Source organism: Stakelama marina (genome assembly GCF_018122655.1).
GTDB lineage: Bacteria > Pseudomonadota > Alphaproteobacteria > Sphingomonadales > Sphingomonadaceae > Sphingomonas > Sphingomonas marina.
This window is the reverse complement of sequence record NZ_JAGRQC010000003.1, coordinates 347,404-372,180: the sequence shown is the minus strand read 5'-3', so window position 1 is coordinate 372,180 and position 24,777 is coordinate 347,404. Positions and strand designations below refer to the sequence as shown.

Sequence of the window (24,777 nt, the reverse complement as noted above, 5' to 3'; positions counted from 1 at the left end):
CGATCAGCCCTTCGAATTCCAGGCGGCGATCTGCTGCGTCAGGAAGGTCTGGGTCGATTTATACGCCGCCACCTTGGCGTCCATGCTCGCGAATTGCTGGGTCAGGCGCGTGCGCATCGCATCGGCGTCGGCGCTCGCCTTGTCCTGCTGCGCGGTGATGTCGCTTTGCGCCTTGGTATAGCGGGCGGCACTTGCGCCCAGGCCGTAAATCACGCTTGTCGAACGATCGGCGACCGAACGCAGCGCGGCCGACAGGCCGTCTCCGGTAGAGAGCAGCCCCGGAGAAAACATCTTTTCGACCGCGTCGGCATGGTTGGTCAGCGCATCGCTCAGCTGCGCAGCATCGACCTTCAGCGTGCCGTCGCGATTGGTCGCCGCGCCGATTTCAGCAAGCGTCTGCGGCCCGCCCGAACCATCGTTGACGAGATTGGTCAGCGTCATCTTCGACAGCGAATCGAGGAGGTTGCGCGCAGCGGAATCGCCGCTGAGCGTACCCGTTTTGGGGTCGGTCTCCTGCTTCACCATGCCGACGAGCTGATTATAGGTGTCGACATAATCATTGACGGCGTTGCGCAGCGCATCGGTCGCCGGGGCACTGGCGAGCGAAACCGTCGTCCCCGGCTTTGCCGCGACAAGGTCGAGCTGGACGCCGTTGTAGAGATCGCTGATCGAGTTGCTCGACCGCTGGAGCGTCACGCCATCAGCCTTCACAATCGCGTCCTGCGCGACATTGCCGATCGTCGTCCCGCTGGCGCCGGGGCCGATATCGAGCGCGGACAGACCCGGGGCGGTACTGTCTTCGGTCGCCTTCAGCGTGAATGCTTGATCGGCGCCGGTCTTTCCCTTCAGCACCAGCCGCGCGCCGCTGCTGTCGGACAGCACCGTCGCGGTGACACCGGCCTGCGCGGCGTTGATCGCGCTGGCAATGCCGTTGAGGCTGGAATTGGTGTCGTCGATCGTGATGTTGACCGGCGTTCCCGAACCGGCCGTGAAGCTGGTCATCGAACCGCTGCTGACGGTCGCGGTACCGAAGGTCAGCGTCAGCGTCCCCTTGCCGACCGCGGCTGTCGGGTCGGCAATGACGCCGGTATTCGCGGTCTGCGCGGCGGCGAGCTGCTGCACCTCGATCGAGCCGCTGAAGCCATAGAGCTTCGCGCCCGAAAGCGCGCTTGCCTTGACGATCCCGGTGTCGCTCGATGTCGGCTGGCTCTGAAGCGTTCCGCCCTTGGTCAGCGCCTCCAGCGCCGAGGCGAAATCGGATACCGCGTTCTTGATCTTCGAAATGCCCGAAATCTGGGCGTCGAGCGTCTTTGCGCGCTTGTCGAGCGTATCGTTCTTGGCCGAAAATTGCGCATCGACGAGGCTCTTGACCAGTGCCGTCGTATCGATGCCGGATCCGCCCCCCAGCGTGCTGACAATCGAGTCCACGATATCGTCCTCTTGTTCCCCTGCGTCGAAGAACGACCGTAGTTCGCGTCGCTTTAGCGGTTCTGCTCCAGCGCGTTGCCGTTTTCGTCGAACCGCGCCGTGGTCGGCACGTCGACGGGCGGTTGTCCCCTGGACGCCTGATCGTTGACGTTGAACACGAAGGCGAGAACGACGGCGATCGCCTGATACAGATCGTCGCGGATTTCCTGTCCCTCGCGGCTGGTGAAATAGACCGCACGCGCCAGCATCGGATATTCGAGCGTCGGCACCTCGAACTCCTTCGCGAGCTCGCGGATCGCAAGCGCGGTTTCGCCGCGCCCCTTGGCGACGACGACCGGCACCTGATCGCTGCCCGAGCTATAGCGTAGCGCGACCGAGAAGTGCGTCGGGTTGGTGAGCACGACATGCGCCTCTGCCACCGCCTTGCGGAACGAGCGTTTCAGAATTTCGCGCTGCTTGCCACGCTGCGCCTGTTTGGCTTCGGGCGAACCTTCATTTTCCTTGTGCTCGTCCTTCACCTCCTGCTTGCTCATCTTGAGCTTGCTCGACCGGCGGAAGATGGCGATGGGCAGGTCGATCGCGGCGATCAGCACCAGTCCGCCCGACATCGCGAAGAGAAGCGCGATGAAGTCACCGCCCAGCGCGGATACCGCGCCTTCGACGTCCGAGGAGACGAGGCCCATCGCATGATGCGCGGTGGACCAGAGCATGGTGAAGCCGATCGAACCGAGCAGCACAACCTTCAGGAGTGATTTGCCGAGTTCGATCCATCCTTGCGGCCCGAAAATCTTCTTGATGCCCGAGCCCGGATTGAGCCGTGAGGGTTTGGGCGCGAGCAGTTTTCCGTTGAAGCTAACGCCGCTGAGCACCGCCTGTCCGGCGATCGCGACGACAACCGACACCGCCGCCAGCACCCCGAGCGAGGGCAGCAACCGCCACCCCGCCGATGCAAGCGGCCGGAGCGGTTCGAAATCGACCACGTCGCCACGGTCGAAGGTGAAACAGGCCGTCATCACCGATTTGCATGCGGTAATCAGCGAGGGTCCGAGCATCGCCAGCCAGCCGCAACCGACCAGCACCGCAACCGCTGTCGCAAAGTCCTTGGATCGTAATATGTCACCGTCATCGCGCGCCTTTTTGAGGCGCTTTGGTGTCGGTGCTTCCGTCTTTTCGCCGGCGCTTTCGGACATCAGCCGAGCACCAGATGCCGCGTCGCCTCAAGCCCTTCGCGGATTATGACGAGCATGTAGTCGCCCATCGCCGGCATGGCGACGAGCAGCGCGATGACGCCGACGAACAGGCTGGCGGGAAGGCCCACCGCGAACAGGTTGAGCGCAGGCGCGGACCGCGACAGCATCCCGACGACGATATTGAGGCACAGCAGCAGAAAGCCGACCGGCAGCGCGAGCAGCAGACCGGCGAGAAAGGCATAGCCGCCGAAAATGACGATATTCTCGAACTGGCTCGGCGCGAGCCAGGCGCCCGGCGGGAGCAGCGTGTAGCTGCGCACGACAAGTTCGACGAGCACCAGATGGCCGTTCACCGACAGGAACAGCAGCGTCAGCAGGATCGACAGGAAGTTGCCGAGCGCGGGCGTCGACGTGCCGTGCTGCGGATCGACGGTGGTGGCAAAGCCGATGCCCATCGAAATGCCGATCGCCTCGCTCGCCACCATCGGCGCGGCGAATGCGATCTGGAGGATGAAGCCGAGCGCGAGGCCGATCAGCACCTCGCCCGCCACCGACAGGAAGGTCGCGAGCGCAAAGACCTGATCGGGCGGCTGGATATGCGCGGTGTTCATCGCCAGGATCGCGATCGATCCCGACAGCGCGATACGCACCGGCAAGGGCACCGAAACCGCGCCGAACACGGGCGCCGCCACGAACGCGGCGCCGATCCGCACCATCGTGAAGATCAGCGCCCAGAGCTGCGGCTCGATCGAGAGGCCGAAGCCGAGCATCGCTACCGCACGAGATCGGGAATGCGTTCGAAGATCGACAGCGTGAAATCGCTCAGCAGGCCGATCATCATGGCGCCGAATATCGCGAGCGATATGGCGACGACGATGAGCTTCGGAATGAAGGACAGCGTCTGTTCGTTGATCGAGGTCGCCGCCTGCACCATGCCGACGATCAGGCCGGTCAGCAGCGCCGGAATCAGCACCGGCGCCGAGACGAGCGCGAGCACCCACAAGGCCTGACGGCCGATGGTGAGGAAATAATCGGCGTCCATCTCCGCTAGCTCACGAAGCTGTTGGCGAGGCTGCCCATCGTCAGCGCCCAGCCGTCGACGAGAACGAACAGCAGGAGCTTGAACGGCAGCGATATGATCGTCGGAGACAGCATCATCATACCCAGCGACATGAGGACCGTCGCGACGACGAGATCGATGATGATGAACGGCAGGAAGATCAGGAACCCGATCTGGAACGCGGTCTTGAGCTCGCTCGTGACGAATGCGGGCAGCAGCACGGCATAGGGCACATCGGCGGTAGAGGCGTAGGGACCGCTCTTGGCCATGCCGGCGAACATGGTGATGTCCTTGTTGCGCGTCTGCTTTATCATGAAGTCGTGAAGCGGCGCGCCGCCGGCCTTTATCATCTGGGTCGCGTTGATCTGGCCGTCGGAATAGGGCTGGATCGCCTGCTGGTTGATCTTCGAAATCGTCGGCGACATCACGAACAGGCTGAGGAACAGCGCCAGCCCGACAAGCACCTGATTGGGCGGAGTCTGCTGAAGCCCCAGCGCCTGACGCAGCACCGCGAGCACGATGATGATCCGCGTGAAGCTGGTCATCATCAGCAGGATGCCGGGCAGGATCGACAGCAGCCCCATGATGATGAGGATCTGCAGCGACAGTGCGAGCGGCGCATCGCCGCCCTGGTTGCTGCCGAGATCGCCCAGCGCACGGTCGAGCGCGCCGCCGACGCCTTGTGCCGGATCGGCAGGCGCTGCGGGCGCGGTCTGGGCAAGCGCGGGATGCGCGATCAGGACCGCGAAGAGGATTGCGATCAGAAGGGGCAGAAAGCGCCGGGGGGAAAGCGCGTGCGACATGCTAGCGGTCGGCCTTGTCGATCAGGGTGACGCCGCCGCGCGCGACGGACAGGAGCAGGCGGCGACCTTCGAACTCGACCACGGCAAGGCGGGTACCCGCCGACACCATCATCGTTTCCTTGACCTGGATCATCTTTTCGCCCTGCTGGCCGGGCATCCGCGCCTCGAGCTTGCGCCATGCCCACAGACACGCGATCAACAGGCCGCAGACGAGCGGCAGCAGTACGACAAGCTTCAGGACATAGGCCCACATCATGCGCGGGCGATCCGCTTTTCGGGGCTGACCAGCTCGGTCATGCGGATGCCGAAACGGTCGCCGACGGTGACGACTTCGCCGCGCCCGATCAGCGTGCCGTTGACGAACAGGTCGAGCAGTTCGTTGGCCTGACGATCGAGCTCGATGACGCTCGATTCACCGAGCGCCAGCAGCTCGCGCAGCGTCAGGTGCGTCGAACCGATCTCGACGGTCAGCTTGACCTCGACATCCTGCAGCAGCCGGAAATTGGCCGCCACGGCACCGTCGGCCGGAACGCCTCCAGTCATCTCGTTCATTGGAAGTCCTCTTCGTCGAAATGTTCGATTTCCTGGATGCGGATCGCGGCGTGGCCGTTGGCGGTGCCCACGGTGCCGGTTCCGAACCGGTTATTGGCGACCATCACCGGCACGTTCGGGCCGAAATGGATGGGGATTACGTCGCCTTCCTTCAGGTCCATCAGCTTGCCGAGCGTGATCTTCGGTTCGGCCAGTACGGAGCGGACCTCGAACTTCACGCCCATCGCCACGCGCGTCAGCCCGTGATTCCATTTCGGATCGGGCTCGGCGCTGCGGCCGTGAACCTTGGCATTCAAGGACGCGCCGTGCGGCTTCAGCGCCGCGACCGGATAGATCAGATCGACAAAGGACGGCTTGCCGCCTTCCGACGCCAGGCCGAACCGGGTGACGACCATCGGATCATCGCCGTCGAGTGCCGACAGCAGCGCCGGATTGATTTCGACATTGGTCGCTTCGAAGGTCAGCTTGGTGACCGGCTCCCACGCGCGTTGCAGCGGGTCGATCACCATCCGCGCAAGGCGCTGGACCATCGCTTCAGCCGCCGGCGAGAATTCGTTGGGCAGCGTGCTCGGCGTATCGCCGTTGCCGCCGAAGAACAGATCGAGCAGCTCGAGCACCGAACGACCGTCGATGACGAACAGCGCCTGGCCGCCGGTCGGAGCGATCGCCAGCGGCAGCCATGCGGTCAGCCCCTGTTCGCGTTCGGCGCAGTAATCGGAAAATCGTTGTACGCTGACCGGCTCCGCCCAGCCGCGAACGGCGCGGCGCAGCAGCGGCTCGAACACGCCGCGCAGCGACTTGGCGAGCCGCGCCGACAGATGCTGGAGCGTATGGAGGTCGCCGAACGGATTCAGGTTCGCCTCACCGAGTACGGGCGTGTGTCCGGACTCGGCTCTGGGGCGCTTTCGCCGTTCGGGCGCCTCGGTTGGTGAATCAGCGTTAACCATGCACGGTCACTGAACAACAAAATTGGTAAAGTAGACGTTACTAACGCCGCCAAAGCCTTCTTTTTCTTTCAGCGTGTCGTTGATCGCCTTCTTCAGCCGCTGCTGAAGCTGGCGCTTGCCCTCGACCGTGAAAACCTGATCCTCGCTGGTCTGGCCAAGCGACATCAGGATCGCCGAACGCACGGCAATTTCATGCGTTTTCAGATTGTCGATGACGCGGTCGTCATAAGGCGTCGAGATCGCGACACCGACCTGGATGAAATGGACGCTGTCCTGCAGGTTGGAGGTGAACTCCTTGTCCATCGCGTAATAATTGGAGGCATAGCGGTCGCCACCGCTGCCGGCGGGCGTGGCCATGCCGTGCCCGGTGCCCTCACCACCGCCTTCGCCGCCCGCTTCGCCTTCGCCGCCTGCGGACGCGCGCTTTTCCTCGGACTTGGGCACGAGCTGCGGCGTATCGGGCACCGCCGCGTGCGGAGCCGCCGACAACATACCCGACTGCGCGGCATAGATGCCCGCCCCCGCACCGCCGCCGGCGAGCACCAGCACGCCAGCGATCAGGCCGATCATCTTCAGCCCCTTCTTTTTCTTCTTCGGCTCCGCCGTGTCCTTCGCGTTGTCGCTATCCGCCATGATACTGGTTCCCTTTAGGCAATACGGTTGTCGTTCGGTTCGGGTGACGCGCCGTCAGGCCGGGCGAGGCGGTTGTGCCGACCCGGCTGCTGTTGCGGCGCCTCGTGGTTCGATTGCTGGCTGTGGCCCGACGTGCCGGCATCGACGGTGGTCTGTCCCAGCTTCACGCCGCGCGCATCGGCGAGTTCGGTCAGGCGCGGCGCGGCATCGGCGATGACGGTGCGCGCCGCTGCTTCGTGCGCGGTGAAATGGACATGGAGCTTGTCGCCGTCGCGGCGTACGGCGATATCGACGGTGCCGAGCGCGTCGGGCGCAAGCCGGATCTTCGCATCCTGCCCGCCATTTTCGGTCTTCAGCGCCTCGATCCGGTCGATCATGTGTTGCAGGCCCTGGTCCTGACGCAGGTCGAGCGGCGGTTGCTGCCCCGAATTGGCGGCGGCGGTAACCGCGCTCGCCGGGTCGGTGGCCGCGCTGTGATGCGCCCCCAGAACCGCACTGAGCTTCGCATCGTCGCCACCGCTGCCGGGTGCGGCGATACGGACCGTCTGCCGCTGGTCGGCGCTGGCGCGCATTGCCTCGGCAAAGGCGTACGGAAGCGCCGGGGAAGCGGATGCAACAACTGACGGAGGCGCTGAAACCGAACGAAGCGCCAGCGGCGGGACCGCAGCGTTCTGCCGGTCGTCGGCCACCCGATGCGATGGCGCAGCATGGCGCGGGTCAGGAGCCACCGAATGGGGATTGGCGGATGGTGCGAGTCGCGCCTGGTGGTCGGTAGAATGCACCGCACCCGCCAAGACGGCTGGCATATCAGCCTTCGCCGAAACCGACCGGGCATCGGTGGCCGCGGCTGGCTGTCGAGTGCCAGAGCCGTCGGAACGCGGTTCGCGAACGGGTGGCGGCGCGGTTTCCTCTGCAGATTTCGCGACGATCTTTGCAGCTCCTGCCGGATCGACGGTCGGGCCAGTTGCGGCGGAGGGCTGACGCACTGAATCCTCGGGCGCTATCGCATCGGCATGTCTGGCGGCCCGAACCACATCCGCTCGCGACACAGACTGCCCGGTTGCGAGTGGCGCATGTGAAGATTTCGACGGTGACGTAGCATCGCTTACCGGCGTCAGCGCCGGGGCTGGGACAGACCGGGAAGCACGCTCTGGCGTCTGTCCATGCGGGTCCGGTCGAAGTGGTTTTGCGCTTGGCTTCCCTTTCGAGTTTCGCGCGGCATGCGCCGGTTCGTCGCCGTTGACCGACATCGGTTCGTGATGGATGCGGTGCGCAGCAACGTCGAGCGTCTGCACCGCCCCACGGCCCTGCTTGGCTGAAGTACTTTTTGGAACAGGATCGCTTTCAACGTCCGATGTATCGGGATGCGATGACGCGGCCGGCTTCGCGGCGGCTTCGCTCTTCGGCGACTGTGTCGATTGGTCCGAAACGGGCCGTGCATCGCGACTGGAATCGCTCGAAGCCTCGGGTGCCGGTTCAACGGCATCTTCGGTGTGCGCATGCAGCCGAGCGGCGATGGGGGCGACGCCAATCGCCGTCGTCGCTTTCAGCCGCGTTACGGCATTTGCCGGCGCCCCCTTGGGGCCATCAGCGGCTGCCGCGGGTACCGGCAACCAGCCGAACGCGATGTTTTGCGCATCATCCGAATGAATATGATGGCGGGTGCCGTCGTCGAGCGGGTCGGTGGGCGCATCGGCCTGTGTCGACACGGCTTCCGGCAACACGATGCCGCTCCCGGCAATATCTTGCCGTTTGTCAGCGATGATGGCCGGCTTCCCGCCGGGGTTCGTTGCCGCGCTATCTGGCGAGGCGGCACCCTTGCCGGGCAGCGCGAGCGCAAGCGAAAAGCCGCGCGCCGACATGGCGCTGGCACCCGCGGGCAGCGACGCGCCTGCAACCTTCGATAGGCCCGACATCGCAATCTGGATCATTCGCGCATCCCGTCGTTTCGTTCGACGGTTCAATCAGCAAGGATCGTGCCGTTTCTTCCGCGCTTCACCGGGAAGCGCTTCGAGCGCACGGCGCGCGCGATCGGCGGCGGCGTCTTGCGCGCGTTCGATCAGCTTTTCGATGGCGCTCTGGTCGCGCCACGCTTCCTGTGTGCGCTCGCGTGCCAGGTCGAGGCCGCGCTCGGCCATCTGGAGCCGGTGGCTGGCGGCCTGGGCGGACTGGCTCAACCGGTCGCGATAATGCGCCGCCGCGATCAGGCTCGTCGCCTCTGTCGGCGTCGAGGCCGGTGCGACCGACGCGCTGAGCTGCGCGATCCGGTCGCGCAGCTTTTCCTCATTGGCGACACGTTCGGCCGCGCGCATCTCGTCCATGCGGACGAGGTCTAGCTGGAGCGAGCGGACACGGTGAAGCCGGTCGAGACGCTTCTTCGCGCGATCAGCCATCACCGAAAACGCCGGTCAGCTCTGCAATGGCTTCGGGGAGCGGCACGACAGCGTCAGCGTCCTGCTTGATATATTCCATCACCGCCGGATGACAGGCGAGCGCGGCGTCGATCGCGGGATCGGCCCCGGCCTTGTACGCGCCCATCAGAATGAGGTCGCGATTTTCCTCATAGGTCGCGAGGTGCCGGCGCAGCACGCGCGCGGCGGCGACATGGTCCTTTGCGGCGATGTCGGTCATCACGCGGCTGACCGACGGGCCGAGATCGATCGCCGGATAGACGCCCTGTTCGGCCAGATGGCGCGACAGGACGATGTGGCCGTCGAGGATCGAACGCGCCGAATCGACGACAGGATCGTTGCCGTCATCGCCATCGGCGAGCACGGTATAGATCGCGGTAATCGAACCGCCCGACGATACGCATGTACCCGCACGCTCGATCAGGCTCGGCAGCATCGCGATGGCGGACGGCGGATAGCCGCGCGCCGACGCGGGTTCGCCGAGCGCGAGCCCGATCTCCCGCCCCGCATGGGCGACGCGCGTCAGGCTGTCCATGATGAGCAGCACCTTCTTGCCCTCGGCGCGGAAGGATTCGGCGATCGCGGTCGCGCGCAGCGCCCCGCGAATGCGCAGAACGGGAGAATGGTTGGCGGGCACGGCAACGACGACCGAGCGCTTGCGCGCTTCGCCCGAAATCTTGGTCTCGAGAAAATCCGCGACCTCGCGGCTGCGCTCACCGATCAGGCCGACGACGACGACATCGGCTTCGGCGGCGCGCACGATCATGCCGAGCAGCACCGATTTGCCGACGCCCGAACCGGCCATGATGCCGACACGCTGCCCCTGACCGATGGTCAGCAGGCCGTTGATCGCGCGCACGCCGACATCCATCGGCTTCAAGACACGGCCACGATCGAGCGGATTCTGCATCTGCCCGGCAAGCGGCCAGTGCCCCGCGCCGCGGATCGTGCCGAGCCCGTCGATGGGCTTGCCGGAACCATCGACGACGCGGCCGAGCAGCGCAGAGCCGACCTCCGCCTCTCCCGGCGGACCAACCGGTCGCACCGGCGAGTTGGGAAGAAGTGCGGCCGGGCCGCCCAGATTCATCAACAGCGTGCGGCCGGCGCGAAAGCCGATCACCTCCGCCTCCACGCGCTGCCCGCCGGTGCCGTCGATCGCGCAGACCGTCCCCACCGGCAGCGAAAGGCCCACCGCTTCCATCAACATGCCGTCATAGGAGGCGAGCCGGCCCGAAATCTTGGGCTGCGGCCGGAAGTCATGGTTTCCCAGCGCGCCCAGATAATCGTCCGCAAAGCGACTCAGCATGCCGGCGGCACCGCCACGCGGTCGAGCGCCGCGCCAAGCTGTTCGAGCCACAGATCGGGCCCGTCCTCGACGACGGTCGATGCCGATTCGAGCGCGAAGCTGCCCCGCGCGATGTTCGAATCGCCGACCGGGAATACGGTCTTCGGGAGCGCACCTTCGACCAGCGGAACGTCGTCGGGATGAAGCCGCAGCATCGCCGATTCGGCGCTGTCGGCAAGAAGTTCGGCGGCGGCTTCGATCCTGCGCGTGAGCAATTCGCCCTCGACGCCGACCTCGCCAACGATGCGCGTGACCAGATGCACGACCGCCTGGCGCAGATGGCGTGCAAAGGTATCGCGGTCGAAATGGCTGCGCTCGCCAAGCGCTGCGCGCAGTTCCATCAGCAATTGCTGGTCGCGGTCGTTGGCGGTGGCCATTTCGGCAAATGCCTGGGCGCGCCCTTCGGCAATGCCCGCTTCCTTCGCCGCGGCCACCGGATCGGTGAACTGACCCGCGGCATCGTCCTGCGAAACGTCCGGGTTGAACGGGTCCCAGCCCTGGGTCGGGTTCTGCTTGCGATCTGCGGGCGCAAAATGCTGTGGTCCGGCGGCTTCCGGCGAAAAGTGCTTCGGTGCCGGAGCCCGGTCGCGCGCGCTGGCGCCGATATCGTGCGGGGCGAAGTCTGGCAGGACGCCGAAGGCGCGCTGCAGCGCGTCGCCGGCGCTGTCGTGACGGCTGGCAAAGCCCGGCGCGAAATCAGACATAGTCGTCGTCGCCTCCGCCCATGATGATGGTGCCGTCCTTGGCGAGGCCGCGGGCGCTGGCGATGATGACCTTCTGCGCGTCGAGCACCTCTGTCAGGCGCATCGGGCCACGCGCTTCCATCTCGTCGCGGATGCCGTCGGCGGCGCGGCTCGACATGCAGCCGAGGAAGCGTTCTCGCGCCTCTTCGTCGACGCCCTTCAGCGCACGGACCAGCGTATCGGTCTCGATATTGCGGATGAGGATGCCGAGATTCTTGTCGTCGAGTTCGAGCAGATTGTCGAACACGAACATCGCCTCCTCGATCGCCTTGGCCGCCTCGCGGTCGATCTTGGCAAGCTTGGGCATGACGCGCGCTTCGGTGGCCTTGCGCGCGCTCGACAGGATCTTGGCGGCGTCGCGCGTGCCGCCAAGCTGCACGCCGGCGGGTGTCTGCGCGTTGCCGATGCGCCGCGACAGCATCGATTTCAGTGTCTCGATCGCCTCGGGCGTGATCGGGCCGAGGCGCGCGACGCGGTGAAGAATCTGCGGCTGCATCGCATCGGGCAGGATTTCGAGAACCTGTGCCGCCACCGCCGGGTCGAGATTGGCGATCAGGACGGCCGCGATCTGCGGATGTTCGTCCTCGATCAGCGATGCGATATCGGCGGGTTCGAGCCAGTCGAGCAGGTCGATCTCGCATGCCGCCTCGGGCGGGGTGATGCGCGCCAGCACGCTTTCGGCCTTTTCGGGGCCGAGCGCGCGGGTCATCATCGTCTGGATCTTGGGCCGCGGGTCGAAGCCGATCGCGGTCCGCTCGACCGCGCGCCCGACGAAATCGTCGAGCACCGCCTCGACATCGGTTTCGCTGACATCGGCAACGGCGAACATCGCCTTGCCGAGCTCGCGAACCTCTTCGGGGTCGAGCTTCTGGAGGATCTGGGCGGCTTCTTCCTCGCCGACCAGCATCATCAGCACGGCGGCGCGTTCGACACCGCTGAAGGTACGGGCGGGCGCGTTCATCCCTTTGCTTCCGCCTGGATCATGTCGCGCACGGCAAGTGCGGCGCGGGCAGGATTGTCGCGGGTGAAGCCGCGGACCAGTCCGACCCGGTCGTCATAGCTGCGGGCAGAAGCGAGCATGTCGATGCTGACAGGTTGTTCGCCGGGCGTCTCGCGCTCGACATTGGCCTTGCCGCCGGCCATCGGCAGCGCCGGGCGCGATGCCTCGTCGCGCTTCTTGAGCAGTGCCTTCGACAACGGACGCACGCCGAGCAGCAGCACGAGCAGCGCGATGACGAGCGCGGTAACGTTGCGCAGGACCATCGGCAGCCATTCGGCGTCGTACCAGGCGGGCTTGTCGACCTCGGTCGCGCTCGGGGAGAATTTGCGGCTGATGACGGTCACCTGGTCGCCGCGCGACTGGTCGTAACCGACCGCTGCGCGAACAAGGTCGGTAATCTGCTGGATTTCCGCCTTGGTCCGCGGCTTGCCGCCCTCCGGGTCGCGCAGCAGCACGGCGACCGACAGGCGCTTGATATCGCCGGGCATGGCGCGGGTAACCGAGATTTCCTTGCCGCGTTCATAGGTGCGGGCGAAATCCTCGCTGGTCTTCTGAACGCCATTGGCATCGGTCGCGGTCGTGCCCGCGCCGATGGCTGCCGCAGGCGCCGCCTGTTGCTGGCTCGCCGGTTTCGCGGTCGCGGGCGCGGGCGGGGTGTTCGACAGTGCGCCGGGGATGCCGCCGGGAGAATCGGCCGCATCGGCCTTTCCGGTCCAGTTGCCCTGTTCGGCACGCAGAAGACCGTCCTTGTCATAGGATTCGCGCGTCGCCTGATTTTCGTCGAGATCGACATCAGCCTGAATCTCGGCCGAGAAGTTTCCCGCACCGACGAGCGGCGTCAGCAGCTTGGTAAGCTGCTGACGATATTTGTCCTCGATACGCGCCTGATAGGCGATACGCGCATCGCCCGCCGCCGCGGCGCTGTCGTCGCCGTCGGACTGGCTGAGCAGCGTGCCCATCTGATCGACGATGGTGACGGCATCGGGCTTCATCCCCGGCACCGAAGAGGCGACGAGGTTGATGATCGAGCGCACCTGCGCGTCGCTGAGCGCTCGGCCCGGCTGCAACCGCAGAATGACCGACGCCGACGGTGCGTCGTTGTCGCGCACGAAGACGGTCGATTCGGGCACCGCGAGGTGGACGCGCGCATCGGCGACCGCATCGATCTCTTCGATCGATTTGGCGATTTCGCTCTCGCGCGCCTGGCGAAGCCGCTCGCCCTCGACCGCGCGGCTGACGCCCATCGGAAGGTCGTCGAGAATCTGGTATCCGCCCGGCGCCGCCTTGGGCAGGTCCTGCGACGCGAGCAGCATGCGCGCCTTGTGATATTCGTCCTGCGCGACGGTGATCGACCCGGCATTGTCGAAATGGCTGTCAATACCGGCGGTCTCGAGCGCCTGGCTGACCGCTGCCTTGTCCGAATCGGGCAGGTTGGCGAACAGGATGCGCTGCGACGGCGTGCGGAGCGAAAGATAGGCGAGCCCCGCCGCGATGACGAGGCCGATCATGAAGATCAGCGGCAGGCTGCGCTTCACCGCGGGCTGCGAGACGAAGCCGCCGATCTGCTTCAGCGGATTGGCCATTCCCAGTGCGGTTCCGGGGCCGTTTTCGGGAGCTGGCCCGGCGGCGGGTGCGAGTTGCTGTTCCATCGATTAGACCGGCATGCTCATGATGTCCTTATATGCGGACAGAAGCTTGTTCCTGACCTGCAACGTCGCCTCGAACCCGACCGACGCCTTCTGGCGGGCGAGCATGACCTTGGCGATGTCGACGGTTTCGCCGCGCTCATAGGCGGCAGACAATTCGCCGGCCTTGGCCTGGCTGTCGTTGACGTTTTTCAGCGCGCCTTCAAACGCATCGGTGAAGCTCGCCGCGCCGGTCGCCGGCTTGGCGGCCTCGGTACCCGAGACCCCGGTGCTGCTGTTCGCGCGTTGCAGCGCGGCATTGCGTTCGAGGATTTGCGAGCGCAGCGCCATCACGCGGTCGACGCCCATCGCGCCGGCGCTTCCCACCGGACTGGTCATGCCGACACCGCCCGGGCGATATCCTCACCCTGTTCGCGTGCCTTGGCGAGGCGGTAGCGCAGCGTGCGCTCTGAAATTCCCAGCCGCTTCGCGGTCTCGACCCGGCTGCCGCCACACGCCGCGAGCGTTTCGCGGATCGCCTGGAATTCGGACAGCTGGACGATGTTCGAAAGCTTCGCCGGTTGTTCGGGCTGGGCCGGACGCGATGCGCGGTCGAAAATGATGTCGGGCGCCTCGATCCGTTCGTCACCGGCGAGCAGCAGGGCGCGCTGGATGACGTTTTCAAGCTCGCGGACATTGCCGGGCCAGTCATGCTTTTGCAGAAGGTCGAGCGCTGCGGGCGAAAGCCACGGCAGCGTCTCGCGCCTGGCGCCGTGGCGCACCACCATCGCCGCGGCGAGCGCGGCTACGTCGCCCGGACGCTCGCACAGCGGACGCGTGGTCAGCGGAAAGACGCTCAGTCGGTAGTAGAGGTCGGCGCGGAAGCGGCCTTCCGCCACCTCGGCCTGAAGATCGCGGTTGGCGCAGGCGATGACGCGGACATTGACGGGCACCGCCTCAGTGCTGCCGATCGGAACGACCTCGCGCTCCTGCAACGCGCGGAGCAGCTTGGCCTGAAGCTGGATCGGCATTTCGGCGATCTCGTCGAGCAGCAACGTACCGCCGTCGGCGGCGCGGAAAAACCCTTCGCCGCCCGACGAAGCGCCGGTGAAAGCGCCCTTCTGGTGGCCGAACAGCAGCGCTTCGAGCATCGTTTCGGGAAGCGCCGCGCAGTTGATCGCGACGAACGGAGCATCCTTGCGCGGAGAGCCATTGTGGATCGCGCGGGCCAACACTTCCTTGCCGGTGCCGGTCGGGCCGTTGATGAGAACCGTGATGTCGGCGCCGGCCACCCGCTCTGCAAGCGACAGCAGCGCGAGGCTTTCGGGGTCGGCGGCAACGGGTGCGCCGGGGCTGCTGAGCAGCGCGCTGGCCATGCCGTTGGCGATGGCGGCGTCCTCTGCCGGATAGGCGAGGCGTGCCGGCTTGCCATCGGCAAATGGCGAGGCGCTGGCCCGTTCGGCGTGCGAAAGGATCAGCGTGCGCGCCGCTACCGGCGGCTGTTCACCCTCTGCGATCAGAAACAGATCGCCCGAAACGGGCTTGCGATCGTCGAGCGACGCGGCTTCGAAGCCCTGCGCACGGAGCGCGGACACGAGCGTGTAATGGCTCTCGAGAACTGCGGCTGACGGAAAGATCGCTGGCATTCGGTGTCCCCCTTACGGAGGCAAGGAATGCCCGGGCCGTGGTAAACAAGCCGTAAACTATGCCGTACACGCACGATTTTTTTGCCGAATAATACCCGCGCCCGCCCCCGCGTAGAGCGCGCACGTGCCTTTAGGTGCGGAATTTGCGTCTTTTTTTCGACCAGCGACAAAATTGCTTAATCGTGGGCGCAAGCGGTCGTTTCACCATCTGGCTACTCGGGCTCCCGCATCGCTTGGGGGGAACGCGCAGGAAGCCGAAGGTAGAACGGAGACACGCAAAATGACTGTTATCGGAACCAATATCGGCGCCGTTCGCGCCGCCAACGCCTCGACTACGGCGAATCTTTCGCTGCAGACGAGCATGGAGCGCCTGTCGACCGGCAAGCGCATCAACTCGGCCAAGGACGACGCGGCCGGCCTCGCCATCTCAACATCGATGACCTCGCAGATCCGCGGTATGAGCCAGGCGGTTCGCAACGCCAATGACGGCATCTCGATGGCGCAGACCGCCGAAGGTTCGCTCGGCGAAGTCACCAACATGCTGCAGCGTATCCGCGAACTTGCTGTGCAATCCGCCTCAGGCACTTACGGGAGCGATGATCGAGCCAACCTGCAGACCGAAGTTACCCAGCTCCGGGATCAGATCAGCAGCGTACTGTCGAATACGAAGTTCAACGGTGTGGCGCTATTCGATACAAGCAATGGTGGTACCGGCGTCACAACCAAGATTCAGGTCGGAGCCAACAGTGGTGAAACGGTAGATTTGACCGTCGGAAATCTTGATACGACTGCTCTGACAAAGGGCTACAAGCAAGTGGCGGCAGCGGACGACCCCGCTCACGTGGTTACGGCTGCCGACGTCGCAGTTGGGGGGTCGGCGGACGGGATCACCGCTTGGACAGTTGATGATATCGGCACCTCCGTCGCGATCACCGCCGCCAAAAGTAAGATTGCCGTCGCGGACGATACGAAAACGGGAATCTCGGTTACGACGTCGACGGACGCCAGCAATGCCATCTTGTTTTCCGATGCAATGCTGACCACCGTTAATACGGTCCGGGCTGGCTTAGGCGCGACCCAAAACCGCCTTCAGTCCGCGGCAAACAACCTGACGTCGAACGTCACAAACCTGACCGATGCGCGCAGCCGTATCGAGGATGCCGACTTCTCGACCGAAACAACCAACCTCGCCAAGGCGCAGATCCTGTCGCAGGCTTCGACCGCGATGCTCGCCCAGGCGAACCAGAGCCAGCAGGGCGTGCTGCAGCTCCTGCGCTAAGTCGCATATATCCGGCCCCGCCGCCTCCCCCCGATATGGGCGGCGGATCCGGGCCAGCGCTTCCCGCAAGGGGTGCGTGAGGGAGCCCCGGCGGTACCAACCGCCGGGGCTTTCGGCTTTTTGGAACGCGGCGGCGCGTTACTCCTTCGGCCGGCCGCCCGGATTCCATTCGGGTTCGAAGTCGCTGTCGGCAAGCCAGCGCGCGGGGCCGATCAGCGACTGGATCGCCTTCGCCATGAAGCCGATGTCGAGATTGCCGATCGTGTCCTTGGGCGAATGATAGGTCGGCACCACCGCCCAGCCCGAAATCGTGTGCGCAACGACGCCTTTCAGCGCGAGCGAATAATTGTCCGAGCGCTGGAAGAAATGCTGCTCGGGATAGGGGTCCTTCGTTACCAGCGCACCGTGCGCGGCGAGCGCCGGCCCCAGGTTCGACCGGCCGAACCCGGTCATCATCATCGTACCGTCGGGCAGTTTCGGATCCTGCGCGCCGATCATCTCCACCTCGATATTGGCAATGATGTCGTCGAGCGGCACCGGCGGGTGCGCGCCGAAATATTTCGAGCCGAACCCGCCGATTTCCTCGCTGCCATAGGCGACGAACAGGATGCCGCGGCGGTGCTGCTTGCCCGCGGCCAGCGCGTGCGCCAGTTCGAGAACCGCCGTCGTTCCCGACGCATCGTCGTTCGCACCCGGCATCATCGTTCCGTCGGGCCGCATCCCCAGATGGTCGAGATGCGCCGAAAACAGGATCACGCCCGCCTGCGGATCGCTTCCCGGCAGATATCCGACCGCATTGGTCGTGACCTTCGTGTCGCGCACCAGGCCGGGAAGGCTGAACGCGACCGCCTGACCGCCGGCGGCGGCCAGCGCCTTCATCGCCTCGGCCGGGACGGTCACCAGCGACGTCGCCTGCTCGGGCTCGGCACCTTCGAGATAGGAGGGCATCCGCGCGCGACCGCCAAACCGCTCCGACAGGCGCTTCGTCTGTTCATCCGCCTTGACGATCACCAGCCGCGCGCCCTTGGCGCTGGCGGCGCGATAGGCATCGAAGGCGCTGATATTGTCGCTGTCGATCGCGATGATGTCGGTATCGGGAAGCGCAGCGAGGTCGTCGCCCGAAAACACCGCCAGCGTGCCCGTCGCCTCGCGGCCATCGCCGATCAGCAGCGCGGCGCCATCAACCGGCTTGCCCGCCACGCCAAGCTGCGCAGCACCGTCAAGGCCGAGCCGCACGATCTTCGCCTGCTGGACATATCGGTCCATGCCCGGCGCATGATGGAGACCATAGCCTTCGAATTGCGAGGCGACATAGGCGGCGGCAACCGCCTCGTCATGCGTGGCGCTGCCGCGTCCGCGAAGCTCGGGACCGGCGAGGAACCGCTCGTGCGCGGCAATCCATTGCGGCTTCACCACCCAGTCCTTCGCCGGCGCGGCGGTTGCGACGGGCGCGCTTTGCGCGAACGCCGGTACGCCGGGACTGACCATAACCGCAGCCACGGCGAGAAAAATCGCTTTGTTCATCAGGAAATGCCCCCGGTATCCGATCCTGACCGGACCCTAGGGCTATTGCGGGCGTTCGCAAGCCTGTCCTGACGGTTCAGCCGAACCGGCGTTGCAGGCCCCGCTTCAGCCGGTCATGCGCCGACTTCTTGATCTGGCACACGCGCGCGGCGCCGACGCCGATCACCTGGCCGATCTCTTCGAGGTTGAGTTCCTCGACATAATACAGCTGGATCACCTGCGCCTCGCGCTCGGGCAGGGCGCCGATCGCATCGACCAGCGCGTCGCGGATATCGGCATCGGCGAGCTGTTCGAACGCGTCGGGCGCATCGTCCATGAACCACGGCCCCTCATCGGTATAGACGTCCTCTATCGGATCGAAGCGGAGCGGCTCGGCACTGGCATATTCGATGCGCAGCTTCTCGGTCGTAACGCCAAGCTTTGCGGCAACCTCTTCATCGGTCGGAACGCGATCGAGATCGCGCGAGAGCTGTTCAACGGTCCTGGCATAGACGCGTTTGCGCTGCATCGCGCCGCGCGTCAGCGTCGCCTGACGGCGCAATTCGTCGATCATCGCACCCCTGAGCCGCGTCGAGAGATATTGTTCGAACGTCACCTGCCCGCGATCTTCGAAGGTCGCGACCGCTTCGACCAGCGCGACGAGGCCGATCTGAATCAGATCCTCGACCTCGACGATGCCGCTCATCGACCCGTGGATGTGCCACGCGATCCGGCGCACCAGCGGCAGATGCTCGCGCGCCATGGCATCGGCATCGCGGTGGCTGTGCCCGGCGCGGTCATAGGTATAGGCGTCCGCCGCGGTGAATTTGGCGTGCATCATGTTCATGCCGGCAACGCCTCCGGAGCGCCGACCACGGCGACGACCTCAACCGGCTTTTCCTCGGGCACCTCGAAAAAACTCATGACGGGTGTGTCGGGCAGGCAGGTCTTGACGAGCTTGCGGATCGCGAGGCGGATCGACGGCTGGACGACCAGCGCGAAGGGCTTCGCCTCGTTGATGAGCGGTTGCGCGGCATTTTGCAGCGCATCGACGATGCGGCGGCCGAGATCGGGTTCGATCGTGTGGCTGCGCGATGCGTCCGAACGGACCGCCTGGCCGAGCAGCGCCTCGAGCTGCCCTTCGAGCGTCATCACGCGCAGCGGTTCGCGCACGCCGCACAGTTTCTGGATGATGAGCGGGCCGAGTTCGGGCCGGATCAGCTCGATGATCTCGTCGGCATCGGCGGTCTTTTGCGCAGCGACGGCAATCGCAGCGGCAATGCGGCGGAATTCCTTGAGCGGAATATTCTCGGTGAGCAGCCCGCGCAGGATCTGGGTCAGCGTCGTGAGCGGAAGCGGTTGCGGAGACAGCGCCGCGACCAGATTTCCGGCACGCTCCTTGAGTTCGTCGAGCAGCGACTGGACCTCATCCTGGCCGAGCAGATCGGATGCGTTCTGGATGAGCAGCTGGTTGAGGTGGGTCGCCATCACCGTGCCGGGATCGACGACCAGATAGCCCTGCCCCGTCGCGGCGTCGGCATCGGCCTTGCTGATCCACACGGCGTCGAGGCCGAAGGTCGGGTCCTTGGCGGGCTTGCCCGACAGATGGCCGGCGGCCTGACCGGTGTCGAGCGCGAGCATCTCATCGGGCGAAACGCTGTCTTCGCCGGCGACGACGCCGCCGATCGACACGCGGTACGCATAGGGTGGCAGGTTGATGTCGTCGCGCACGCGCACCTGCGGCACGACGAAGCCGAGTTCCTTCGAAAGCTGGCGCCGGACGCCGGTAATGCGGCCCATCAGCGACGCGCCCTTGCGCTCATCGACCAGCGGCACGAGGCCATAGCCGATATCGATCACGACCTGCATGTTGTCGGTCACCTCGTCCCAGCCGATCTGCGACGGATCGGCGGGCGGCGCTTCGGGTTCGGGCGGCGGCGGCAGGCTGGCCTTCTTGCGCATCTTGTAAGCGGCGAAACCGGCTGCACAGGCGGCCGGAAGGATGACCAGCGTCGGCATGCCGGGAAGGACGGCGAGCAGCCCGAGGATCGCGGCGACCGGCGTCCAGGTCTTGTGGCTGCCGAACTGGCCGGAGATCTGACCGGCAAGGTCGTCGTCCGACTTCACACGGGTGACGATGGCGGCAGCGGCGATCGACAGCATCAGCGAAGGCAGCTGCGCAACGAGCGCGTCGCCGATCGCGAGCATCACATAATTGTGCGCAGCATCGCCGATCGACAGGCCGTGGCTGACCGTGCCCAGGATAAGCCCGCCGATGATGTTGACGCCGAGGATCAGGAGACCCGCGACCGCATCGCCCTTCACGAATTTCGACGAACCGTCCATCGCGCCGTAGAAATCGGCTTCGGTCGCGACATCGACGCGGCGCGTGCGCGCTTCGTCGGGGGTGATGAGACCGGCATTGAGGTCGGCGTCGATCGCCATCTGCTTGCCGGGCAGCGCGTCGAGGGTGAAGCGCGCCGACACTTCGGACACGCGACCTGCGCCCTTGGTGACGACGATCATGTTGATGATCATCAGGATCGCGAAGACGAAGATGCCGACGACATAGTCGCCGCCGATCAGGAAGGTTCCGAATGCCTCGATGACATGGCCGGCCGCGGCCTCGCCCTCATGCCCGTGGACGAGCACGACGCGCGTCGAGGCGACGTTCAGACCCAGCCGGAACAGCGTGGCGAACAGCAGCACCGTCGGAAAGGCGGAAAAGTCGAGCGGCTTGTGCGCGTTCAACGCCACCATCAGCACGGCCAGACTTATCATGATGTTCATGATGAAGAACGCGTCGAGCATGAAGGCCGGGATCGGCACGACCATCAGGACGACGAGCAACAGGATGGCGATCGGCAGGGCGCCGCCACGGATCATCGCGGGAATATCGCCACGCGGAAGGAACGGCATCGATTACGCTCCGAGACTTGCAAGCATGAGATAGGCGAGACGCGCGGTTTCGGGCGTCGGGCGAAAGGCGCGGGCAGAGGCGATCGCCGAAGACGCTTCGAGCGAGCGCGCGCTGCCGAGATTGCCGTAACTGGCATTGAACATCGCGGGTTCGGGCCGGGGGCTGTCGCTCGCGCCGCCCGCCATCCGGTCGAAGGCGTTGGCGAGCCACTGGCGGTCACCGTCGATCGCCCCGCGCCCGAGCACGACTTCGAGTTGCGGCGCCTGTCCGCCGAACGAACCGGCTCCGTCGAGCGAGTCCGACGCAAGCCCGGTCGCGCCGACCGAAGCCGCACCATTGTCGAGCTTGGCGGCAAAGCGCTGGTAGATTTCGCCGAGCGAACGCGGCTGTCCGCTGCCGTCGTAGAACACGTTGCGATTGGCGCGTGCGGCGGCCGGAAACATCGCCGCACCGCTGCGGCCGGGATTGGCTTCCATCGCGCCCAGAAACGAACGCGCGCCGCCCAGCCCCAGGAAGTGCGCCATATAAAGATCGGTGCCCGTCGCCGCGCGGCCAAGGCTGCTTTCGAGCGCGACCTTGTTGTCGGCGGCATGTTCGGCGGCCATCAGCGCAGCGGTCTGCGGATCGTTGCGCATGTCGAGGATCGACTGGCGCATATTGGGATCGGAGACATAGAAGCGTCCGCCCGCGCCCTGCTGGATGGCGTCCGCCGCCCAGCCGAGACCGTGCTCGGCGCCGTGCTGCTTCATCACCTGCAGCCAGCTCTGTTCGATGAACTGATACAGCCCGGTCGCGCTGGAGGTCGGCGCGTGCGCATCGGCACGCATTCCGCTTTCCACCTGCGCCTGGCCGAGCAGATAGTCGAAATCCATACCGGTCTTGCGGCTCGCGACCGCAATCGCGCGCTGTACCGGTGTTCCGGCGGGAATGATGGGATTTACGCTCATCCGGCCTTGCTCATATTGCCCCTTACAGGGGCTCATTCAGCAAGGACCGTGCCAGTTGTTCCAGTGAGAGTAGTTGTGCCGTTCAGGCGACGTGATAGGTCGCGCCATAGGCACCGGCGGCGGCGCCACCGGTAATATTTTGCAGGCGGCGGCGAACATTTGCCGCCATCAGATTGACGTAGATCCGCGCGGTTTCGTTGAGGCGGTTGGCCTCTTCGGCAAGCTGACGCAACTCGGTCGTCGGCGGCGCTTCGTCGTCATTGGCGATCGTCTGGATATGGCCGAGCTTGGCGGCAGTCGCCGCTTCAAGCGCCTTGATGTCGTTCGCCTTCAGCGCCGCGATTTCGGCGTGGAGGTTTTCGATCACCTGCACCAGGGCATCACGACGCGTCATTGGACGTCCAATCCTTGCGCATGGCGAGCATGCGGTTGGCCACCGCCTTCGCGTCGATGCGGTAGCTGCCCTGCTGCACCTGTGCGCGCAGCGTGGCTACCCGACCGGCATCGACCGGCGGCGATTTGGCGAAGCTGCGCGACGTTGCCGCGAGCCCGCTCGTATCGCGCTGCGCGGCGGCGTTCGCCGGTCGCTGCGCACGTGCTGCGGGCGCGACCGGAGACGAAATCCGATCCACCGAGCTTCGGGGCTTTGCGCCGATAGGTTCCACCATGTCTGCAGCCTTTTGCTAATGCCGACATTGTGAACAACGACCCCATCGCGGATTCCTTTAGAGAAAATTTATTCGGCCCAGCCGGGCAGCGTCACACGGCCGGGTTCGACGGCGATCGCCTGGATCGGCGGCTTGCCCTGTTCGACCCGAACCTGAAGCCGCTCGCCCGCTGCCGCATCGCCCATCGCGATGCCGTCGCGGGTGATCTTGAACCCGTCCGACCCCGCCTCGATCGTCACCGGATCGTTGCGCTTGATGATCTTGACCGGCTTGGCAGCCGGCACCCGCGCCGCAGATGTCGTGCCGACCGCGGCAGGCGCGGGCGCCGGCCTGGCGACGTTCACGGGGACGAAAATTCGCCAGACAGGCGACATGCAGCGCACGATCACGGCATCGTGAAAGCTGCCGCGCCAGTCGAGCTGCGGCATCGCGCAGGCGGCAAGTTTCAGCCGCTTGTCGATCGCCGTGCGCGCGCCGCCCTCCTCGCCGATCGCCTTGCCGGTGAACTGCGCCACGGCAGTGTCGAGCAGCGCGGTGTCCTGAAACTGTGCGGTCTGCGCCGCAGCAGGTGCGGCAGCGAGCAGCATTGCGGGCAGGATTGCACGAAACATGCGGGTCTCCATCATACTAAATTTCTCGGGCGACATGCAGCAAGAGCCATGCCGGAATGGCCGGCAAACCGGCATTGCCGGGCGGCAAATCATTGCCGCTGCCCGGCATAGCCAAGCGAAAGCGTGACCGAGCGCCCCTTCGGCTCCGCACCCTCTGGCGCGATGACGAGCTGGTCGGGCCGCACGGCACCGCTTTTCAACAACGCAACCGCAACGAACCGGGCGCGGTCATTCGCAAGGATCGCCGCGCTGCCGGTCGCGCCATCGACGTCGACCGCGCTTCCGTCGGTACTGCCGGCAAGACGGATCGCCGTGCGTGGATCGGCGGCCGCGCCGCGTGCCCAGGCGATGACTGCAGGCGCAACCGCAGCGCCCGTAGCGGCACCGGGCGCGAACCCCGCGACGCGCGAAATATCGACCGCCATCGGTGCGGGACCCGCCGATTGCTGCGCAACAAAGCCGGCCCTCAGGCCATCGGCGAGCGCAGTGCCGTCGACTTGCCGATTGGCCTGCAAGAACGCGAAAAAGCCGACCAGCAGCAGGCCGAGATCGGCGAGGGTGGTGAGCCAGACCGGGCGCGCGGAACGCGGCGCTTCGAACCGGTCGACTGCCGCCGGGGTCACGCCACCGCCTCGCGCAGGCGCGGGCGTTCGCGTCGCGCCAGTTCGATGAGCGGCGCTTCGAGGCGCGATCGCTCGAACGCCTCGATTCGCGCGAGCCGCCGCAACCGCGCGGCAATCGGGCTGGCGATCAGGCTGGCGATCACCGCGCCGTACAGCGTGGTGAGCAGCGCCACGGCCATCGCACCGCCGATCCGGGTCGGGTCGGTCATGACCATGAACATGCGCACCAGGCCGATCAGCGTGCCGACCATTCCCATCGCGGGCGCAATCTCGGCGATGCCAGACCAGACTTCGACGGCGGCGAGGTGCCGCTCGCTGCGCGCAAGCGCGCGTTCTCCGATGAGGCGGCGCACCGTTTCAGGCCCAGCGCCATCGACGATGTCGGTTACCGCCTCGGCGACATCGCCGTCGCGGATCACCGAGCGATTGAGCGCCACGATGCCATGTTTTCGCGCGATGCGATCGAGCGCGGCGATCTGATCGAGCGTGGTATCGGCCTTCCACGGCCTGCGCGCGAGCACCGCAAGCGCGGCAAAGGCGCGGGCCAGGTCGGCCCGCGGCGTGCGGATGACAAGCGCGAGCAGCGTGCCGCCGACAACGATGGCAAGCGCCACCGGATCGACAAAGGGCGCCAGCGCGCCGATCGGAAGTACGGATGTATCCATGCGCGCCGCACTGCAAGCACCGCGCCAATTTCACACCGCATCCAACCCGCACTCACCGGCGGCAAAAGCGGTGCAGCCGGTTGCCGGTCGGCGGCAAGATCTTGCCGCCTGCCGCCCCCCACCCCCGATTTGCGTGGCTTTCGCCCTCGATTGCGAAACTGGCACGGGCATTGCTTCT

The 24,777-nt window shown here is 65.7% G+C and carries 27 protein-coding genes; 1 reads left to right on the top strand and 26 read right to left on the bottom strand.

The features are described 5' to 3' along the window. Window positions 1-3: 3 nt before the first annotated feature. From fliD to J7S20_RS11525, 17 genes are read right to left on the bottom strand one after another with little or no spacing between them, the layout of a single operon-like run. A complete protein-coding gene (fliD, locus tag J7S20_RS11605) occupies window positions 4-1,428 on the bottom strand; it encodes a flagellar filament capping protein FliD (RefSeq protein ID WP_284054389.1) in 1,425 nt (474 codons plus the stop codon). A gap of 53 nt (window positions 1,429-1,481) precedes the next feature. After that, entirely contained in the window at window positions 1,482-2,618 is a 1,137-nt protein-coding gene (locus J7S20_RS11600; RefSeq protein WP_284054388.1) for an EscU/YscU/HrcU family type III secretion system export apparatus switch protein, read from the bottom strand. Then, window positions 2,618-3,388, bottom strand: a complete 771-nt coding sequence (fliR, locus tag J7S20_RS11595) for a flagellar biosynthetic protein FliR (protein ID WP_284054387.1) — start codon at window positions 3,386-3,388, stop codon at window positions 2,618-2,620. The genes J7S20_RS11600 and fliR overlap by 1 nt, the downstream gene beginning before the upstream one ends. A gap of 2 nt (window positions 3,389-3,390) precedes the next feature. Beyond that, window positions 3,391-3,660 (bottom strand): flagellar biosynthesis protein FliQ, encoded by a 270-nt coding sequence (gene fliQ / locus J7S20_RS11590; protein ID WP_284054386.1) that lies wholly within the window; start codon window positions 3,658-3,660, stop codon window positions 3,391-3,393. 5 nt (window positions 3,661-3,665) lie between these two features. Then, a complete protein-coding gene (gene fliP, locus J7S20_RS11585) occupies window positions 3,666-4,481 on the bottom strand; it encodes a flagellar type III secretion system pore protein FliP (RefSeq protein WP_284054385.1) in 816 nt (271 codons plus the stop codon). Between the two features lies 1 nt (window position 4,482). Next, window positions 4,483-4,737 carry a flagellar biosynthetic protein FliO gene (locus tag J7S20_RS11580; protein WP_284054384.1) on the bottom strand — a complete coding sequence of 85 codons (255 nt, stop codon included), beginning with the start codon at window positions 4,735-4,737 and terminating at the stop codon, window positions 4,483-4,485. Next, complete coding sequence (gene fliN, locus J7S20_RS11575) at window positions 4,734-5,033, bottom strand: flagellar motor switch protein FliN (RefSeq protein ID WP_284054383.1); 300 nt, start codon at window positions 5,031-5,033, stop codon at window positions 4,734-4,736. Before fliN ends, J7S20_RS11580 begins: the two co-directional genes overlap by 4 nt. After that, entirely contained in the window at window positions 5,030-5,980 is a 951-nt protein-coding gene (locus J7S20_RS11570; protein WP_284054382.1) for a flagellar motor switch protein FliM, read from the bottom strand. The genes fliN and J7S20_RS11570 overlap by 4 nt, the downstream gene beginning before the upstream one ends. Window positions 5,981-5,986: 6 nt before the next feature. Next, window positions 5,987-6,613 carry a flagellar basal body-associated FliL family protein gene (locus tag J7S20_RS11565; RefSeq protein WP_284054381.1) on the bottom strand — a complete coding sequence of 209 codons (627 nt, stop codon included), beginning with the start codon at window positions 6,611-6,613 and terminating at the stop codon, window positions 5,987-5,989. Between the two features lie 14 nt (window positions 6,614-6,627). After that, window positions 6,628-8,544 carry a flagellar hook-length control protein FliK gene (locus J7S20_RS11560; RefSeq protein ID WP_284054380.1) on the bottom strand — a complete coding sequence of 639 codons (1,917 nt, stop codon included), beginning with the start codon at window positions 8,542-8,544 and terminating at the stop codon, window positions 6,628-6,630. 33 nt (window positions 8,545-8,577) lie between these two features. Then, the gene (locus J7S20_RS11555) at window positions 8,578-9,006 is read right to left on the bottom strand and encodes a hypothetical protein (RefSeq protein ID WP_284054379.1); all 429 of its coding nucleotides are present in this window, start codon (window positions 9,004-9,006) and stop codon (window positions 8,578-8,580) included. Then, a complete protein-coding gene (locus J7S20_RS11550; RefSeq protein WP_284054378.1) occupies window positions 8,999-10,330 on the bottom strand; it encodes a FliI/YscN family ATPase in 1,332 nt (443 codons plus the stop codon). The genes J7S20_RS11555 and J7S20_RS11550 overlap by 8 nt, the downstream gene beginning before the upstream one ends. Further along, window positions 10,324-11,073, bottom strand: a complete 750-nt coding sequence (locus J7S20_RS11545; RefSeq protein ID WP_284054377.1) for a FliH/SctL family protein — start codon at window positions 11,071-11,073, stop codon at window positions 10,324-10,326. Before J7S20_RS11545 ends, J7S20_RS11550 begins: the two co-directional genes overlap by 7 nt. Beyond that, complete coding sequence (gene fliG, locus J7S20_RS11540) at window positions 11,066-12,073, bottom strand: flagellar motor switch protein FliG (RefSeq protein ID WP_284054376.1); 1,008 nt, start codon at window positions 12,071-12,073, stop codon at window positions 11,066-11,068. Before fliG ends, J7S20_RS11545 begins: the two co-directional genes overlap by 8 nt. After that, window positions 12,070-13,761, bottom strand: a complete 1,692-nt coding sequence (fliF, locus tag J7S20_RS11535) for a flagellar basal-body MS-ring/collar protein FliF (protein ID WP_347709235.1) — start codon at window positions 13,759-13,761, stop codon at window positions 12,070-12,072. The genes fliG and fliF overlap by 4 nt, the downstream gene beginning before the upstream one ends. 3 nt (window positions 13,762-13,764) lie before the next feature. Next, a complete protein-coding gene (gene fliE, locus J7S20_RS11530; protein WP_284054375.1) occupies window positions 13,765-14,136 on the bottom strand; it encodes a flagellar hook-basal body complex protein FliE in 372 nt (123 codons plus the stop codon). Next, window positions 14,133-15,383: a sigma-54 interaction domain-containing protein gene (locus J7S20_RS11525; RefSeq protein WP_284054374.1), complete on the bottom strand. Its 1,251-nt coding sequence runs from the start codon at window positions 15,381-15,383 to the stop codon at window positions 14,133-14,135. The genes fliE and J7S20_RS11525 overlap by 4 nt, the downstream gene beginning before the upstream one ends. A gap of 280 nt (window positions 15,384-15,663) precedes the next feature. Between J7S20_RS11525 and J7S20_RS11520 the strand changes: the two genes are divergently transcribed. Next, window positions 15,664-16,662 (top strand): flagellin N-terminal helical domain-containing protein, encoded by a 999-nt coding sequence (locus J7S20_RS11520; protein ID WP_284054373.1) that lies wholly within the window; start codon window positions 15,664-15,666, stop codon window positions 16,660-16,662. 138 nt (window positions 16,663-16,800) lie between these two features. Here J7S20_RS11520 and J7S20_RS11515 read toward each other — a convergent pair whose 3' ends face one another. The 9 genes from J7S20_RS11515 to J7S20_RS11475 all read right to left on the bottom strand — a co-directional run bounded on the left by J7S20_RS11515 (window position 16,801) and on the right by J7S20_RS11475 (window position 24,599). Beyond that, a complete protein-coding gene (locus tag J7S20_RS11515; RefSeq protein ID WP_284054372.1) occupies window positions 16,801-18,186 on the bottom strand; it encodes a M28 family metallopeptidase in 1,386 nt (461 codons plus the stop codon). Between the two features lie 76 nt (window positions 18,187-18,262). Next, window positions 18,263-19,003, bottom strand: a complete 741-nt coding sequence (locus tag J7S20_RS11510; protein ID WP_430980944.1) for a FliA/WhiG family RNA polymerase sigma factor — start codon at window positions 19,001-19,003, stop codon at window positions 18,263-18,265. A gap of 5 nt (window positions 19,004-19,008) precedes the next feature. Beyond that, the gene (gene flhA, locus J7S20_RS11505; RefSeq protein ID WP_284054370.1) at window positions 19,009-21,084 is read right to left on the bottom strand and encodes a flagellar biosynthesis protein FlhA; all 2,076 of its coding nucleotides are present in this window, start codon (window positions 21,082-21,084) and stop codon (window positions 19,009-19,011) included. 3 nt (window positions 21,085-21,087) lie between these two features. Beyond that, entirely contained in the window at window positions 21,088-22,032 is a 945-nt protein-coding gene (locus J7S20_RS11500; protein ID WP_284054369.1) for a lytic transglycosylase domain-containing protein, read from the bottom strand. Between the two features lie 82 nt (window positions 22,033-22,114). After that, window positions 22,115-22,426, bottom strand: a complete 312-nt coding sequence (locus tag J7S20_RS11495) for a flagellar protein FlgN (protein WP_284054368.1) — start codon at window positions 22,424-22,426, stop codon at window positions 22,115-22,117. After that, window positions 22,413-22,664 (bottom strand): flagellar biosynthesis anti-sigma factor FlgM, encoded by a 252-nt coding sequence (flgM, locus tag J7S20_RS11490; RefSeq protein ID WP_284054367.1) that lies wholly within the window; start codon window positions 22,662-22,664, stop codon window positions 22,413-22,415. The genes J7S20_RS11495 and flgM overlap by 14 nt, the downstream gene beginning before the upstream one ends. Window positions 22,665-22,768: 104 nt before the next feature. Continuing rightward, window positions 22,769-23,311 (bottom strand): flagella basal body P-ring formation protein FlgA, encoded by a 543-nt coding sequence (locus J7S20_RS11485; RefSeq protein WP_284054366.1) that lies wholly within the window; start codon window positions 23,309-23,311, stop codon window positions 22,769-22,771. An 89-nt stretch (window positions 23,312-23,400) separates the two neighbouring features. After that, on the bottom strand, window positions 23,401-23,934 hold the full coding sequence (locus J7S20_RS11480; RefSeq protein WP_284054365.1) for a flagellar motor protein MotB: 534 nt from the start codon (window positions 23,932-23,934) through the stop codon (window positions 23,401-23,403). Continuing rightward, window positions 23,931-24,599 carry a motility protein A gene (locus J7S20_RS11475; RefSeq protein WP_284054364.1) on the bottom strand — a complete coding sequence of 223 codons (669 nt, stop codon included), beginning with the start codon at window positions 24,597-24,599 and terminating at the stop codon, window positions 23,931-23,933. The genes J7S20_RS11480 and J7S20_RS11475 overlap by 4 nt, the downstream gene beginning before the upstream one ends. Between the last annotated feature and the right edge of the window lie 178 nt (window positions 24,600-24,777).